The sequence below is a fragment of the Hymenobacter cellulosivorans genome (assembly GCF_022919135.1).
GTDB lineage: Bacteria > Bacteroidota > Bacteroidia > Cytophagales > Hymenobacteraceae > Hymenobacter > Hymenobacter cellulosivorans.
Map to the genome: position 1 here is coordinate 4,006,721 of NZ_CP095049.1, position 15,125 is coordinate 4,021,845.

A 15,125-nucleotide genomic window follows, 5' to 3' on the forward strand; every position below is an offset into this window, starting at 1 on the left:
GCCGCTGAACCCTTACCTGCCCAATGCCCGAAGCAATACCCCCCGGATTTGAGTCGCTGGCCACGAGCCGCGCTTACTTCACCCAGGAATCCATGCTGGCCGTGGAAACGCGCAAGCGCAAGCTCTTTATCGGCTTGCCCCGGGAAACCTCCTTGCAGGAAAACCGCATCTGCCTGACGCCCGAAGCCGTGAAGCACCTCGTCAACGAGGGCCATGAGGTGGTGATGGAAAGTGGGGCCGGGGAACCCAGCAAGTACTCCGACCACGACTACTCCGAGGCCGGGGCCACCATTGCTTACTCCGCTAAGGAAGTATACGAGGCCGACATCATCCTGAAGGTGGCCCCGCCGACCCAGGAGGAAATTGAGTTTCTGAAGGCCAACCAGACCCTGATTTCGGCTTTGCAGTTTGGCTCCCTCACGGCCGAGTATATCACCGCCATTCTGCGCAAGAAGGTGAACGCCATTAGCTTCGAGCTGATTAAGGACCCTTCGGGGGCCCGGCCGGTGGTGCGGGCCATGAGCGAAATTGCGGGCTCCACCGTCATGCTGGTGGCGGCCGAGTACCTGGCCCGCTCCAACGAGGGCAAGGGCGTCATTCTGGGTGGTATTACCGGGGTGCCCCCGTCCCAGGTCGTGATTCTGGGGGCCGGCACCGTGGCCGAGTACGCCGCCCGCGCCGCTACCGGCCTGGGTGCCGAGGTGAAGGTCTTCGACAACCACCTCTATAAGCTGCGCCGCCTCAAGCAAAACCTGGGCACCATGCTCTATACCAGCACGCTTGACACCTTCGTGCTCAACCAGCAGATCCGCCGGGCCGACGTGGTGATTGGGGCGCTGAACGCCGAGGAAGGCCGGATTCCGTTTATGGTGCCCGAAAGCGTGGTGGCCAGCATGGCGCCGGGTTCGGTTATTATCGACGTGAGCATCGACCAGGGCGGCTGCTTCGAAACCTCGGAAATGACCAGCCACAGCAAGCCCGTGTTCCGCAAGTACGACGTGGTGCACTACTGCGTGCCCAACATTGCCTCCCGCGTGCCGCGCACGGCTACCAATGCCCTGAGCAACATCTTTACGCCCATCCTGCAGGAAATCAGCCAGCATGGGGGCATCAACGAGGTGTTGTTTACCAATGAGCATTTCCGCTCGGGCGTTTACGTCTACAAAGGCTCGTTGACCAATGCTTCCATTGCCAAGAAGTTCAACATGCGCTACAAGGAGCTGGGCCTGATGATAGCCGTGCGGAATTAGCCTGAACCACGGATTCGACGGATTTTACGAATTGGTCGGACTTTGCAGTCGGATTCAATTTTGGCAAAGCCTGCGCTGTGGTGCGGGCTTTTTGCTTTTTTAGCGGCTTCAACGTCATGTTTATGGATTCTGCTCTTACCTCTGTCCAGCTTACCGCCCGCCCCGTCCTCGATTTTCCTTCCGCTGAAGTCACCGAGGCCATGAACCGCTCTTTCGAGGAGTACTTCGTGCCCCTGGTGTTTACGCCCGAAACCTTCGAGCGGCGCTTCCGCTCCGAGCACCTCGATGCGCTGGCCAGCAAGGTCTGGTTTCGGGGCGAGGAGCTGGTGGGCCTGGTGCTCATTGCGCGCCGGGGCTACACGAGCCGGGTGGCGGCCATGGGCCTGGTTATCGAAGCCCGGGGCCAGCGTTACGGCCGACAGATGCTGCAAGCGGCCCTCGACGAAGCCCGGGCCCGCGGCGACCGGTCGGTACTTTTGGAAGTATTCGTGCCCAACGAACGGGCCCGCCGTCTTTACGAGCGGCTGGGCTTCCGCAATACCCGGGAGCTGTTTACTTTCCGGTGCGTGCCGCAACAGGTAAAAGCTGCTGCCCAACTCACGGAAGTCGACCCGCTGGCCGTGGCTCATCTGGTGCTGCGGGAAGGCGAAGAAAATTTGCCCTGGATGTTCTCGGCTGAGTCGTTGATGGCGGCTACGGCACCTACGCGGGCCTTTTCGCTGGATGATAAAGCCTTTGCGCTGCTGCGCCCCGAGGCCGAGCGGACCCTGGTGCAGACCATCCTTGTGCGCCGCGAGTACCGGCGGCAGGGCTGGGGCCGCCAGCTGCTACGGGCCGTAGAAGCCGCCTTCCCCGGGCCGCCGCTGACAATGCCGATGGTAACTCCGGGCCCTGGCTACGAATTTCTGCAAGCCGCCGGGTGGGAGCCGATGGAGTTGTCGTTGTATGAAATGGAGTGTACGCTAGGGTAGAAACGCATACTTGCGTCTCGCCGTTGAACGACAACCGTTGGTGTGGTACCGAACGATGAGATGCAAATGTGCGTCTCTACCCTAGCTTATTCGGTCAGCAGCAGCACTTTCCAGGCCTCCAGCAGCTTGCCTTCCTCCAGAAACTGCTTGCCTAGTAGCGTCAGTTGCTGCTTCAATTCCTGGGGCTGCTCCCGGTACTTGTTGAGCGTGTAGGCTACCAGCGGCTCCTGCCGGAAGGCGGCTACCTGCTCGGGCGTGGGTAAGGCTTCGCGCTCGATGTTGCCCAGGCGGCCCAGGTTGTTGCCGGTGAGCAGGTCGGAGGTGCGCAGGAACTCGGGGAGCTGGTCGTAGCCGATGCCCATGTTGCGGTTGGGCTTGGGCACTTCAAACAAACTGCTGCCCGCGGCCCGGCAGTACCAGTCGCCGCCGAGGCGGGCAATGGCGTCGAGCTTGAATGGGTCGATGCCGGTGCCCGAGGGCAGCACGATGTCCTCGCGGAAGTGGGCCAGCACCACCCGGCAGACGACCAGGTTGCCGGCCCCGTTGTTCTGGCCCAGCTCGATAACCTGCTCGACCACGCACTCAAAGGCGGCCGGGGCCTCGGCTACGCGCGGCGGCTTCACTTTCTGGCTCGGTACCTGGGTAAAGCCGGCCTTGACAAACTCATTAACGCCCTTCTCATACTCGGTGCTGGCTAACGACATCTGCTCGACCATGGCGTAGTCGCAGATGTGAATGACGACTTCGGGCACCTCGCGCACGTTTTGCAGGGTGTGCTTCTGGGAATTGTCGCGCACCCGGTTGGCGGGCGAAAACACCAGAATCGGCGGGTTGGAGCCAAAGCAGTTGAAGAAGCTGTAGGGGCTCAGGTTTACGCTGCCGTCGGCCGAGATGGTGCTGGCAAAGGCCACCGGCCGCGGGGCCACGGCGCCCACCAGAAACGGGTGCAGCTCACTGGGCTTGATAACGGCCGGATCGATGGTGCGGAACGAGGCGGTGGGAACAGAAGAGAGCATAGGTCAGGGCTGGGTTGAGCGGGCGAAGTTCAGGGATTATAGGCAAATAGTTGTCGGTAGAACGTCAGGCCAAGCAGCCGAGGAACCTCGCGGGCGGACGTTGCTATGTCGTTGTCGGGAAAAGCGCGTCTTGCTTCGGCGGCGCAGACACCAGATAGAGCATGACGTTCTTTTGCTATTCAGCAAGCCAATATTGGCAACTATGGATACTTTTACCGGCGCGCCACCTTCCTTACCACACCTGCTATGTTCGGAATAAACCATATCAAGTTCGATTCGATGACCTACGCCATTCACTATAAGAATGGCCGCATTGCGAAGGAGGGACGGGGCTTGTCGTTCTATTATTTCGGGCCCAACAGCTCCATTGTGGCCATTCCCATGGGCAGTAATGACCTGCCCTTCATCTTTAACGAAACCACCCACGACTACCAGACTGTCTCGATTCAGGGCCAGATAACCTACAAGGCCGGCAACCCCAAGCAGCTGGCCGAGGTGCTCGACTTCACCGTGGACAGCCGGGGCGTGTACAAGAAGAACGACCTGGAAAAGCTGCATCAGCGCATCGTGAACGAGGCCCAGACGGCCACGGCCACCTTCGTGCAGAGCCTGGGCCTGAAGGATGCCATGCGGGCGGCTAAGGCTATTGAGGTGAACATTGTGGAGGGGCTGGCTGCCTCCCGGGCCGTGGGGCTGCTGGGCATCGAGGTACTGGGCGTGAATATTCTGGCCGTGAAGGCCACCCCGGAAATGGGCCGGGCCCTGGAAACCGAGACCCGCGAAAAGCTCCAGCAGGAGGCTGATCAGGCCGTGTTTGAGCGCCGCAACTTTGCCGTGGAGCAGGAGCGCAAAATCAAGGAGAGCGAGCTGAACACCGAAATTGCGGTGGAGGAAAAGAACAAGCAGATTGCCGAGAAGCAAATCGAGGGCGAGATGCAGCGGGCCGCCAGCAACCGGCAGCTGCGCGAAATGCAGGTGCAGGCCGATATTGCTGTGGAAGAGCAGCGCAAGTTCCTGATTGAGCAGAACGCCGAAAACCAGCGCCGCGAGGCCGATACCCGCGGCTACGTGCTCGAAACCACCCTGCGGCCCTACAAGGACATGGACTGGAAGCTGCTGGTGGCCCTGAGCAACAACCCCGACCCTAAGTTCAACATTGCCCTGGCTTTCCGGGAGCTGGCCGAAAACGCCGCCAAAATCGGTACCCTCAACATCTCGCCCGACCTGCTCGACTCCCTGGTCAGTGACGCCTCCGACCAGCCCCGGCCCAATCCGCAACAGCCGCAGCCCAGACGATGAGCAGCGGCATCGACTACGCCATCCTGGTACGCAACAAAACCCGGCTGGAGCAGCTCATCGAGCGGTTTAATACCCAGGGGCAGGCCCGGTTCTACATCGAAAGCCTGGGTGGGGAATTTGCCGACTACGAGCAGGAGCACGACCAGTTCCAGGAGTCGTTTTCTTTGGTGCAGCGCCGGCTCTCGTCGGTGGTGAAGAACAAGGTGGTGGAGCGCGCCTTTTTGCCGTCTTTCCTGTTTAGTTCCAAGCATTTGGTGGTCGTGGTAGGGCAGGACGGGCTGGTGGCCAACACGGCCAAGTACGTCAACGGCATTCCCATTATTGCCGTCAACCCCGACCCGGAGCGCTACGACGGGGTGCTGCTGCCCTTCACGCCCGAGGATTTTCTGCGGGCCGTGGAGCGCGTGATGGCGGGGAAGCACAAGGTGCGGGAAGCCGCCCTGGCCGAGGCCCGCCTCAACGACGGCCAGCGCCTGCTGGCCTTCAACGACCTCTTTATCGGGGCCGCCTCCCACGTGTCGGCCCGCTACCGCATCGGCTACCTGGACGAGGAGGAAAGCCACTCTTCCTCGGGCGTTATCGTCTCGACCAAGTCGGGCTCCACGGGTTGGCTGAGCTCCATTTTCAACATGACGGCCGGCATGCGGCGGTACCTCGACCCGGATGAGGAGCCAGTGCCCCAGCCGGTATTAGCCGAAAATGAGCTGATGTTCGTGGTGCGGGAGGCCTTCCAGAGCAAGCGTACCCAGGCCGGTATCACAACCGGGATTCTGGGCGAATACGAGCCGCTGCTGCTTGAGTCCTTTATGCCCAGCAACGGGGTCATCTTCTCCGACGGGGTAGAAACCGACTTTCTGCAGTTCAACGCCGGCGCTATTGCCACCATCGGCGTGGCCCCGGAAAAGGCCCGGCTGGTGGTGAAGTAAGTTGCGTCTGAATCGTTGCGGACACCGTTTGTATGGCCGCTGGAGCCCGGTGAGTGCAGTCGTGCGTGCAACGATTCAGACGTGTATTCGCCTCTCTACATCATTCGTTGGAAAAATCCGCCGTCGTCTATGGTGCCTCTGAAACGCTCTTTACCCGCGCTGCTGCCGCTGCTCTGGTCGGCCTTCTATAGTACGGCCCGCCCCGTCGCGCCGGCCGATACGGTGCGTTTGCGCCAGCACCTGCTGGCCCTGACCAGCACGCCGGAGCCCCGCAACTACCAGCACCTGGCCAGCCTCAACCAAGCTGCAGGGTATATTCAACAACAGTGGCAACTGGCCGGGGCCCGCCTCAGTGAGCAGCCCTACGTGGTGCAGGGCAATACCTACCGCAACCTGATTGGCTCCTTCGGCCCGGAAACCGGCCCCCGCCTGATTATCGGGGCCCACTACGACGTGTGCGGGGAGCAGCCCGGGGCCGACGACAACGGTACCGGCGTAGCGGCCCTGCTAGAGCTGGCCCGCCTGCTGGGCCAGCAGCCCAGCTTGCCCTACCGCGTAGAGCTGGTGGCCTACACGCTGGAAGAGCCGCCCTTTTTTCGGACTAAACACATGGGCAGCTACGTGCACGCCAAGTTTCTGCACGATGCCGGGGTAAAAGTCAAAGGCATGGTGGCCCTGGAAATGCTGGGCTACTACGACGAGCGGAAACATACCCAGGATTACCCCTTCGGGCCGCTCAAATTGGTGTATGGCAGCCGGGGCAACTACGTGACGGTGGCCCAGAAATTCGGCAACGGGCGTTTCGGTCGGCAGTTTGCCCGCCGCTACAAAGCCCAGGCAGCCGTGCCCGTGAAGCGCTTCAAGGCCCCGGCCTGGCTGCCTGGCATCGACTTCTCGGACCACCTCAACTACTGGCAGTTCGACTACCCGGCCGTGCTGCTCACCGATACCGCCTTTTACCGCAACAAGCACTACCACGAACCCACCGACACCCTCAACCGGCTCGATATGCGCCGCCTGGGTTTGAGCGTGGAAGCCCTGCTGGCGGTGGTGTTGGGGCTGTAGTGCGGGTGGCCGGGCGGGGAGTTGCAGGGTATTCGGCGTAAAGAGTAGGGCAAGCTGCTACGGTATCTAAAGGACAGTGCCGGGCTGCGCACTTGTGCCTTGCTCAGGTAACTGCCCTACCCAGACCCAGCCCGTTTGCACGACCAAAAAGGTGCGACCTTGCCAGTGGTAATCGTAGTGGGGAAGGCGAAGCAGGTAGTGGGGCCAGCCGTTGGGATAGTCACAATCCTCGTGCAGTACTTGCCAGGAGTGCGTAGTCCAGGATAGTCGGTTGGCGCCCGGCAGCTGCTGGTACTCGGTGGGCAGGGAGGGAGCATTGTCTATTGGGTCTCCATGCCGGTTTTGATAGTCAGCCACACATTCCCTTATACCAACTGCCACTTGCGAACTGTGGGCAAACTCAGCCTCCACTAGCCACACGGCAGAGTATACAGGCTCGTTGAGCGCTGCCAGTTCAGGTTGCCAGGCAAAAAAGGTAGTCAGTAAGTGCTGGGCGGCTAGCTGCCGCACGATACGCGGTGGCTGCCGATGATGCCAGTGCCAAGGTGCCAGGCCCAGCTTTTCATACTGGTAATGCCATTTCTGCAGTCCAGGAAGCCAGAGCCAGCCGGGAGTCTTGCTGTCGTGCTGCAACCGGCGCAAATGGCGCTTGCCTCCCCGTCCTTTCTTTTTTATCACGAAGCTGGTGCCCTTGCGGTAAGGAATCATAGGTGCTAAATCTGTTATATTTTTGCTAATTACTTATAGCTTTTAGCTGTTTCCTGCGTATAGGCTGCTTATGAACCAGCCCGTCTGCCCCAAGTGCCAACACAAGGACGCCACCAAGAGCGGCATCATCGCGGGGCGGCAGCGCTACCGCTGCAAGAACTGCGGCTACCACTTCACGGTGGCCAAGATAGGCAGGGAAGTCAATACCTACTATGTGGTCAAGGCCCTGCAGCTCTACCTGGAGGGCGTGAGCTACCGGGAGATTGAGCGGCTGCTGGGCGTGAGCCACGTGAGCGTGATGAACTGGGTGAAAAAGTACGCTGTGCAGGCCCCGCGCCAAACCGAGACCCGGCCCTCGTCCCAGGTGCTGACGCTACCCGAGCTGCAAGCGTATTTTCAGCAGCCCGAGAACCTCGTGGGCGGGGGTACGGTCGTGACTGAAGCCGGCGACAAGTTCTTGCTGATGCGCTGGGAAGGGCCCGCCGGGAAAAAAAGCTAGGCCGGCAGGAGGGAACAGGAGCCCGGAACCGGATTTTTCGCTTTACTTGGGAAATGCCAGGCCTAGCAGGCTGAGGTTGAAAATCTTGTCCTTCCCGTGGTTATGGCCAGGTGCCGGCCCGCTCATCCCAACCCCTTCCCGCTTATGGAACTCGGCCTCGATACGCCCAGCCCTAACCTCAATGCCGCCGCCCCCGCCGACGCGCCGGTGGCCCACGACAACAACGCCGTTGAAACCGGCAAAATCTGGCAGGTGATTACCGCCTCCTCGGTGGGCACCGTCATCGAGTGGTACGACTTCTACATCTTCGGCTCGTTGGCGGCCATTATCGGGCCGGTACTGTTTGGCTCCCAGGGCAAGCCCGAGGAAACCCTGCTGGGCATGCTGGCCGTGTTCGGGGCCGGCTTCGTGGTGCGGCCGTTTGGGGCCTTGTTCTTCGGCCGAGTCGGCGACATGATCGGGCGCAAGTATACCTTCCTGCTCACCCTGCTCATCATGGGCGGCTCCACGGTCATCACGGGCCTGATTCCGAGTTACGACAAAATCGGGTTGGCCGCTCCCCTGATCGTGCTGGTGTTGCGCCTGTTGCAGGGCCTGGCCCTGGGCGGGGAGTACGGCGGGGCCGCTACCTACGTGGCCGAGCATGCCCCCGACAAGCGCCGGGGCTACTTCACCAGCTTTATCCAGATTACGGCCACCGGCGGGCTGATTTTGAGCATTCTAGTTATCGTCCTTACCCGCAAGCTCACCGGCGAGGCAGCCTTCAAGGACTGGGGCTGGCGGGTGCCGTTCCTGCTTTCCTCGCTGCTGGTGGTGGCCTCGTACTACATTCGGCTCAAGCTGCACGAGTCGCCGCTGTTTGCCAAAGCCAAGGCCGAGGGCAAGACCAGTACCAACCCTCTGCGCGACTCGTTCGTGAATCCGGTGAACCGCCGCTTGGTGCTCGTAGCGTTGTTTGGCGTCACGATGGGGCAGGGCGTGATTTTCTACACCAGCCAGTTTCAGGCCTACTCCTTTATGCAGAACACCCTGAAAATGGACCTCGTCGACGCCAGCATTGTGCTCGTCACGGCCATGCTGCTGGCTACCCCGCTGTTCGTGTACTTTGGCAGTCTCTCGGACCGTATCGGGCGTAAGCGCATCATCATGACCGGCATGCTCTGCGGGGCCTTGTTCACGGTACCGCTCTTTCACGGCATCCAAGCCTTTGCTGGTCCGCTCACGGAAGTAACGCCGGCCACCGTGGATGCCGCCGGTAAGGCCGTGCCCGCCGTGCTGAAGGCCCTGACCCCGAACCTGCCGGCCCTTATTGCCCTCACCTTCTGCCTGGTCTTGTTCGTGACGATGGTCTACGGGCCCATTGCGGCCTACCTCGTGGAGCTGTTTCCGACCAAAGTGCGCTACACCTCACTCTCGTTGCCCTACCACATCGGCAACGGGGTGTTTGGGGGCTTCGTGCCGCTGGTAGCTACCTGGATTTCGGTGTGGGCCGCCACCCAGCCGGCGGGCACGTTCTGGAAAGACCACAGCAGCCTCTCGGGCCTGCTCTATCCGGTCCTCATTGCCCTGATTTGCTTCGTGGTGGGCATGAAGTACATGAAAGACGTGCGCAACGTGCGGATTATGGATTAGCGTGCAGTCGTTGTTTTGTCTGTCATCCTAAACATAGCGAAGGACCTTTCTCCCTATTCTGATAAGCAGCATTCAACACATAAAAGTCCTTTACCAGCCGCTGGTAGAGGGCTTTTGCACGTTGGTATCAAGCGTAGTGGGAGGGAGGAGAACAAGGTTCTTCGCAGGCGGACGTCAGATGAGGGATGACAACCTAAACAACGGCAGCCCGCAAGGTTAGCCACGCCTTTGGCTCCCGGCTCAGGTTCAGAATGACGTTCTTAAAGTATCAGATGCATTGAAACGTCAGGCCCAAAACCCGCCGCCCGGCCGGGTAACCGCTTTATTCCAGGATTCTATGCATAAGCTGAGTTACGAAATACAGCCGCCGGCCGCAACGCTAGCACCCATCGTGGAAAGCTTCTGGCGGCTGCAAACCGGCGCCGTAGTCGATAAGCCGGTACTGCTCTTGCCCGATGGCCGCCTCGACGTGCTCTTTTCGTATTCCCGCACCGAGCCCCTGCACGTAATGCTTATGGGACTGGGCACCGAGGCCGAGCAAGTCACGCTGGCCGCCGAAACGGTGATGTGCGCCGTGAGTCTGCGGCTGCCGGCGGCCGAATACCTGCTTGGCACCCGCGTGGCCGATATCCTGAACAGTGCCCGGCCGCTGCCCTCCGATTTCTGGGGTATCACGGCGGCAGACCTGACCGACTTCCGGCAGTTTTACGCCAAACTCAACGCCACCCTGCCCACGCTGCTCAGCCCGGCCACGGACCTGCGGAAGCTGCGGCTGTTTGAGCAGATTTATGCTACCGATGGGGCTTCGCCGGTGCACCAGCTGGCGGCCGAGGCGGGTTGGAGCAGCCGGCAGATGAACCGCTACTTCCAGGAGTATTTTGGGTTGTCGCTGAAGTCCTACTGCGCCATTCTGCGGTTTCGGGCCTCGTTTCCGCAGCTCAAAGCGGGGCGGCTGTTTCCGGAGCAGGACTTCACCGATCAGGCGCATTTTATCCGGGAAGTGCGCAAGTTTGCCGGCGTCCGGCCCAAGGATCTGGCCCGCAACGCCGACGACCGATTTATACAATTTTCCGCTTGGCCCCAGGAATAGCTTTGCCTTCGTACCCATTTAACTTACGAAGACCATGCTCCTTACTGGTAAGAAAACCGCCATTATCGGCGCCGGCCCCGGTGGCCTGACCCTGGCCCGCCTGCTTCAGCAACACGGCGCCGACGTAACCATCTTTGAGCGCGACGCCGACCGCCACGCCCGCCAGCAGGGTGCCACGCTGGATTTGCACGACGAATCCGGCCTGCGGGCCCTGCGCGCGGCGGGCCTGCTCGACGCCTTCCGGGCCCACTACCGCCCCGGCGCCGACAAGCTCCGCCTCACCGACGCCCAGGCCACTATTCACTTCGACCAGCACCAGCAAACCAGCACCCCAGCTGACTTCGGGCACGAGCATTTTCGGCCCGAAATTGACCGGGGGCCGCTACGCGACTTGCTCATCGACTCGCTGCGGCCCGGCACCATCGTCTGGAACTGCCAGCTGCTGGGCCTGAAGCCCGCGGCCGACGGCTGGCAGCTGCAGTTCCGGGACGGACCCGCGGTGTACGCCGACCTGGTCGTGGGGGCTGATGGGGCCAACTCCAAGGTGCGGGCCCAAGTGACGCCGCTGCCGCCCTTTTTCACGGGCTTTACCATCGTGGAGGGCAACGTGTACGACGCGGCCCGGCAGGCCCCGGCCCTGTGGGAGCTGGTGCGGGGCGGGAAAGTGTTTGCCCTGGAGGGAGAGCAGTCCATCATCCTCAGCGCCAAGGGCGACGGTAGCCTGGCCTTCTACACCTGCCAGCCCAGCACCGAAAACTGGGTGCAGACCAGCGGCATCGACTTCCACGACTCGGCCCAGGTTGCGGCCTGGTTTGCTCGGGATTTTGCTGCCTGGAGCCCCGTGTGGCGGGAGCTGTTTGCGGCGGCCTACTTTGTGCCCCGGCCCCAGTATTGCATGCCCCTCGACCAGTACTGGGAAGCCCAGCCTACTATTACCCTGCTCGGCGACGCGGCCCACCTCATGCCGCCCTACGCCGGCGAAGGCGTGAACATGGCCATGCTCGACGCGCTGGAGCTGAGCGAGTGCCTGACCAAAACGGGCTTTAGCAGTGCCCGCGAGGCCATCAGCCACTACGAAATGACCATGCGCGCCCGCGCTGCCGAAGCCGCCGATATGTCCATCGTGTCGATGGAACGGCTGCACTCGGCCGGTGGCTTGGCCTGGATGCGCGAATTGGTCAGCAGCCCCGTAGGCTGAGGTTGGCTTAAATAGGGGAAAGGCCTGGCGAAAGGGGAGTGGGCGACGACGGCGCAGGCTCTTTTTTCGCCGGGGCTGGCTGGTGCACCAAAGCTGGTGGGAGGCGCACTCTGCTATTTGCCCAAAGCAAACTGCGACAATACGGGAGGGATGGGGCCCAACTTTTTCGTAAACTGCCGCTCAGACCTCCAAGCCCCGACCAAGACCCCGACTATGCCCCTCGAACACTCCCGCATCCGCACTTTCGAAGACTACCAGGATGCCTACCGTCGCAGCGTTGAAACCCCCGAGCAGTTCTGGGCCGACGTGGCCGAGCCCTTTACCTGGCGCCGCAAGTGGACCTCGGTCCTCAAAGCCGATATGGTCGACGGCCACAATGAATGGTACGGCGGCGCCAAGCTCAACATCACCGAAAACTGCCTGGACCGCCACTTAGCCACCCGCGGCAACAAGCTGGCCCTGATCTGGGAGCCCAACGACCCCAAGACCCGGCAGATTCGCTACACCTACCGGGAGCTGCACCAGCAGGTGTGCCAGTTTGCCAACGTGCTGCTCAACAACGGCGTGGAAAAAGGCGACCGGGTGTGCCTCTACATGCCCATGATTCCGCAGTTGGCCATTGCCGTGCTGGCCTGCGCCCGGATTGGGGCCGTGCACTCGGTCATCTTCGCCGGCTTCAGCAGCACCGCCATTGCCGACCGGGTCAACGACGCCCAGGCCTCGGTGGTGCTGACTTCCGACGGCCTGAACCGCGGCCCCAAGCAGATTCCGGTGAAGCGCGTCGTGGATGAGGCCCTGGAAAGCTGCCCTTCGGTGCGCCGCGTCATTGTAGTGGAGCACCTGGGCTGGCCCGTGCACATGCAGGAAGGCCGCGACGTGTGGTACCACGAAGAAGCCCAGGAAGCAGCCAAAACCTGCCCGGCCGAGGAAATAGACGCCGAGGATATGCTCTTCATCCTCTATACCTCGGGCAGCACCGGCAAGCCCAAGGGCGTGGTGCACACCACGGCCGGCTACATGGTCTGGGCCGACTACACCTTCCGCAACGTGTTCCAGGTCGAGGAAAACGACATCTATTGGTGCACCGCCGACATTGGCTGGGTCACGGGTCACTCGTATCTGCTCTACGGCCCCCTGCTCAACGGGGCTACCACGCTCATGTTCGAAGGCGTGCCGACCTACCCCGATGCCGGCCGCTTCTGGGAGGTGATTGACAAGCACGGCGTTACGGTATTTTACACCGCGCCCACGGCCATTCGCAGTCTAATGGCCACGCCCCTCGACAACGTGCTCAGCTACTCGCTCGACTCGCTGCGCATTCTGGGCTCGGTGGGAGAGCCGATAAATGAGGAAGCCTGGCACTGGTACCACACCCACGTGGGCAAGGAGCGCTGCCCGGTCATTGATACCTGGTGGCAAACAGAAACCGGCGGCATCATGATTTCAGCCCTGGCCGGGGTGTCGCCTACCAAGCCGGCCCACGCGGGCCAGCCCCTGCCGGGCGTGCAGCCGGTGCTGCTGAATCAGGAAGGCCAGGAGCTGGAAGGCAACGACCAGGAAGGCTACCTGGCCATCAAGCGGCCCTGGCCGGGCATCATCCGTACCACCTACGGCGACCATGAGCGGGCCAAGCAAACCTACTTCGGGCCGTATCCGGGCTACTATTTCACCGGCGACGGAGCCCGGCGCGACGAAAACGGCCTCTACCGCATCATCGGCCGCGTGGACGACGTCATCAACGTGAGTGGGCACCGCTTCGGCACGGCCGAAATCGAAAATGCCATCAACGAAAACGACAACGTAGTAGAAAGCGCCGTAGTCGGCTACCCCCATGACGTGAAGGGCCAGGGCATCTACGCCTTTGTCATCTGCCGCGACGGAGCCTGTGCCAATGATGCCGACAAGCCCCGGGTGGAAGCCAGCATCATTGAGACCGTGGTGGCCCAGATCGGCAAGATTGCCAAGCCCGACAAGATTCAGATGGTATCAGGCCTGCCCAAAACCCGCTCGGGCAAGATCATGCGCCGCATCCTGCGCAAAGTGGCCGAGGGCGAAACCAGCAACATCGGCGACGTGACGACCCTGCTCGACCCGGCCGTAGTGGAGGAAATTATCAACGGCCGCAAGTAATTCTTCGTTAAGCAAAAGCCCGGCTGGTACGCCTACCAGCCGGGCTTTTTGTCTCCGCTTATTTCTGCCAGACTGCAACTGGCCGCGTATCTTAGAGGATTGCTGCTTCGGCGGCAGTTACTTTTACATGGATATCTACCTGATTCGACATACGAGCGTGGAAACGGCGCCGGGCATCTGCTACGGGCAGACCGACGTGGGCCTTAGCCCGCGCTACGAGCACGAAAAAGCGCGGCTGTGTCGGGTGCTGGCCGCTGGGCTGGGCGCGGGAATGGTGCGGGCCTACGCCAGCCCACTGTCGCGCTGCCGCCGGCTGGCTGAAGATGTGGTGGAAGGTCCTATCTGCCTGGATGAGCGCCTGAAGGAATACCACTTCGGCCGCTGGGAAATGCAGGCCTGGGCCGAGCTGCCCAGCCACGAGCTGGAGCCCTGGAAAGCCGATTTCGTGACCCAGCGTGCTCCTGAGGGCGAAACCTTTACCGAGGTGCAGCAGCGGGCCGTAGCCTTCCTCACCGACGTGCTAACGCAACCTGCCGAGCCCGATGCCGACGTGCTGGTTTTTGCCCACGCTGCCCTCATTCGGACCTTGCTCTGTCACTGCCTGGGTCTGCCGCTGGCCAACGCGTTTCGCTTAAATATTGACTACGGCTCCGTAACCAAAATACGTTACCAGAGCGGCCAGTTCCTGCTCGACTACGTGAACCGGTAGCACTGATTTTAACCAAAAAAGCCCGCCCGGAGCAGTTCCGAGCGGGCTTTTTAGTAAGTGAGAGGCTAACAGTGACTAGTAGCGGCGCTGGTTGTCGCGGCGCCGGAAGCCTTTGTTCTTGCTGCCTGAGTTGAGCCAGATGATCGTGCCGGCCGTAACGGCCGCAATGGTGGCCATCTTGGTGACAAAGGCCGAGCGGTTGTGTTTCCACTCCACGTCGTAGCCTTTCTCGGCCCAGATGTTAGGCACCTTGCCATGCACCAAATCATCCAGGATGCCTTCCACTACCTGCACGCGGTCGGCCACAATCAGGGGCAGCCAGTGGCGGTAACGGTTTTCGCTGTACTTGAAAGCCAGCCGGCGAATGGCCCCGCTCAGCCCCATGGGCGGTACGGTGGTGCCATATACAGCCGTTATGTTGGGGCGCTCAATGGAGCGCAGCTTCTCTACGTCCACCGGCTGCAACGTGTCGGGCCGGTGTTTGGGGTCCGGGTCCTGAGTCACGTTCATGCGGGCCCGCATGGGGTAGGTCGGGTCGTTCTTCGGGTCCGCATCCACACCCCAGCCGGGAATCTGCTTCGGGTCGATGGGGGTATTTACTACGTTCGGTTCCATGGTCGTTCGGCGTTTCA

At 61.5% G+C, this 15,125-nt stretch carries 14 protein-coding genes; 11 read left to right on the forward strand and 3 right to left on the reverse strand.

All coding sequences use genetic code 11. The features are described 5' to 3' along the window. The first annotated feature begins 23 nt into the window (after positions 1–23). Entirely contained in the window at positions 24–1,250 is a 1,227-nt protein-coding gene (locus MUN80_RS16905; protein ID WP_244714647.1) for an alanine dehydrogenase, read from the forward strand. A 122-nt stretch (positions 1,251–1,372) separates the two neighbouring features. Next, the gene (locus MUN80_RS16910; protein WP_244714648.1) at positions 1,373–2,221 is read left to right on the forward strand and encodes a GNAT family N-acetyltransferase; all 849 of its coding nucleotides are present in this window, start codon (positions 1,373–1,375) and stop codon (positions 2,219–2,221) included. Between the two features lie 86 nt (positions 2,222–2,307). Here the strand turns inward: MUN80_RS16910 and MUN80_RS16915 are convergent, their stop codons facing one another. Next, entirely contained in the window at positions 2,308–3,237 is a 930-nt protein-coding gene (locus MUN80_RS16915; protein WP_244714649.1) for a flavin reductase family protein, read from the reverse strand. Positions 3,238–3,483: 246 nt separating this feature from the next. Between MUN80_RS16915 and MUN80_RS16920 the strand changes: the two genes are divergently transcribed. The 3 genes from MUN80_RS16920 (at position 3,484) to MUN80_RS16930 (ending at position 6,527) form a co-directional block, all read left to right on the forward strand. Next, positions 3,484–4,536 carry an SPFH domain-containing protein gene (locus MUN80_RS16920; RefSeq protein WP_244714650.1) on the forward strand — a complete coding sequence of 351 codons (1,053 nt, stop codon included), beginning with the start codon at positions 3,484–3,486 and terminating at the stop codon, positions 4,534–4,536. After that, positions 4,533–5,462, forward strand: coding sequence for an NAD(+)/NADH kinase (locus MUN80_RS16925; RefSeq protein WP_244714651.1), 930 nt, complete (start codon positions 4,533–4,535; stop codon positions 5,460–5,462). Before MUN80_RS16920 ends, MUN80_RS16925 begins: the two co-directional genes overlap by 4 nt. A gap of 129 nt (positions 5,463–5,591) precedes the next feature. Further along, positions 5,592–6,527, forward strand: coding sequence for a M28 family peptidase (locus MUN80_RS16930; RefSeq protein WP_244714652.1), 936 nt, complete (start codon positions 5,592–5,594; stop codon positions 6,525–6,527). 66 nt (positions 6,528–6,593) lie between these two features. On the opposite strand, the gene MUN80_RS16935 is transcribed toward MUN80_RS16930, so the two are convergent. Further along, positions 6,594–7,235, reverse strand: a complete 642-nt coding sequence (locus MUN80_RS16935) for a hypothetical protein (RefSeq protein WP_244714653.1) — start codon at positions 7,233–7,235, stop codon at positions 6,594–6,596. Between the two features lie 70 nt (positions 7,236–7,305). On the opposite strand from MUN80_RS16935, the gene MUN80_RS16940 reads away from it, so the two are divergent. From MUN80_RS16940 to cobC, 6 genes are all read left to right on the forward strand, one after another. Then, positions 7,306–7,734, forward strand: coding sequence for an IS1/IS1595 family N-terminal zinc-binding domain-containing protein (locus MUN80_RS16940; protein WP_244714654.1), 429 nt, complete (start codon positions 7,306–7,308; stop codon positions 7,732–7,734). 144 nt (positions 7,735–7,878) lie between these two features. After that, a complete protein-coding gene (locus tag MUN80_RS16945) occupies positions 7,879–9,366 on the forward strand; it encodes an MFS transporter (protein WP_244714655.1) in 1,488 nt (495 codons plus the stop codon). Between the two features lie 337 nt (positions 9,367–9,703). After that, positions 9,704–10,456: a helix-turn-helix domain-containing protein gene (locus tag MUN80_RS16950; RefSeq protein ID WP_244714656.1), complete on the forward strand. Its 753-nt coding sequence runs from the start codon at positions 9,704–9,706 to the stop codon at positions 10,454–10,456. A gap of 34 nt (positions 10,457–10,490) precedes the next feature. Next, positions 10,491–11,654 (forward strand): FAD-dependent oxidoreductase, encoded by a 1,164-nt coding sequence (locus MUN80_RS16955; protein WP_244714657.1) that lies wholly within the window; start codon positions 10,491–10,493, stop codon positions 11,652–11,654. 213 nt (positions 11,655–11,867) lie between these two features. Next, positions 11,868–13,784 carry an acetate--CoA ligase gene (gene acs, locus MUN80_RS16960; RefSeq protein ID WP_244714658.1) on the forward strand — a complete coding sequence of 639 codons (1,917 nt, stop codon included), beginning with the start codon at positions 11,868–11,870 and terminating at the stop codon, positions 13,782–13,784. Between the two features lie 127 nt (positions 13,785–13,911). After that, positions 13,912–14,493 carry an alpha-ribazole phosphatase family protein gene (gene cobC, locus MUN80_RS16965; protein WP_244714659.1) on the forward strand — a complete coding sequence of 194 codons (582 nt, stop codon included), beginning with the start codon at positions 13,912–13,914 and terminating at the stop codon, positions 14,491–14,493. A gap of 75 nt (positions 14,494–14,568) precedes the next feature. Here cobC and MUN80_RS16970 read toward each other — a convergent pair whose 3' ends face one another. Further along, positions 14,569–15,108, reverse strand: coding sequence for a hypothetical protein (locus MUN80_RS16970; RefSeq protein WP_244714660.1), 540 nt, complete (start codon positions 15,106–15,108; stop codon positions 14,569–14,571). Positions 15,109–15,125 lie beyond the last annotated feature (17 nt).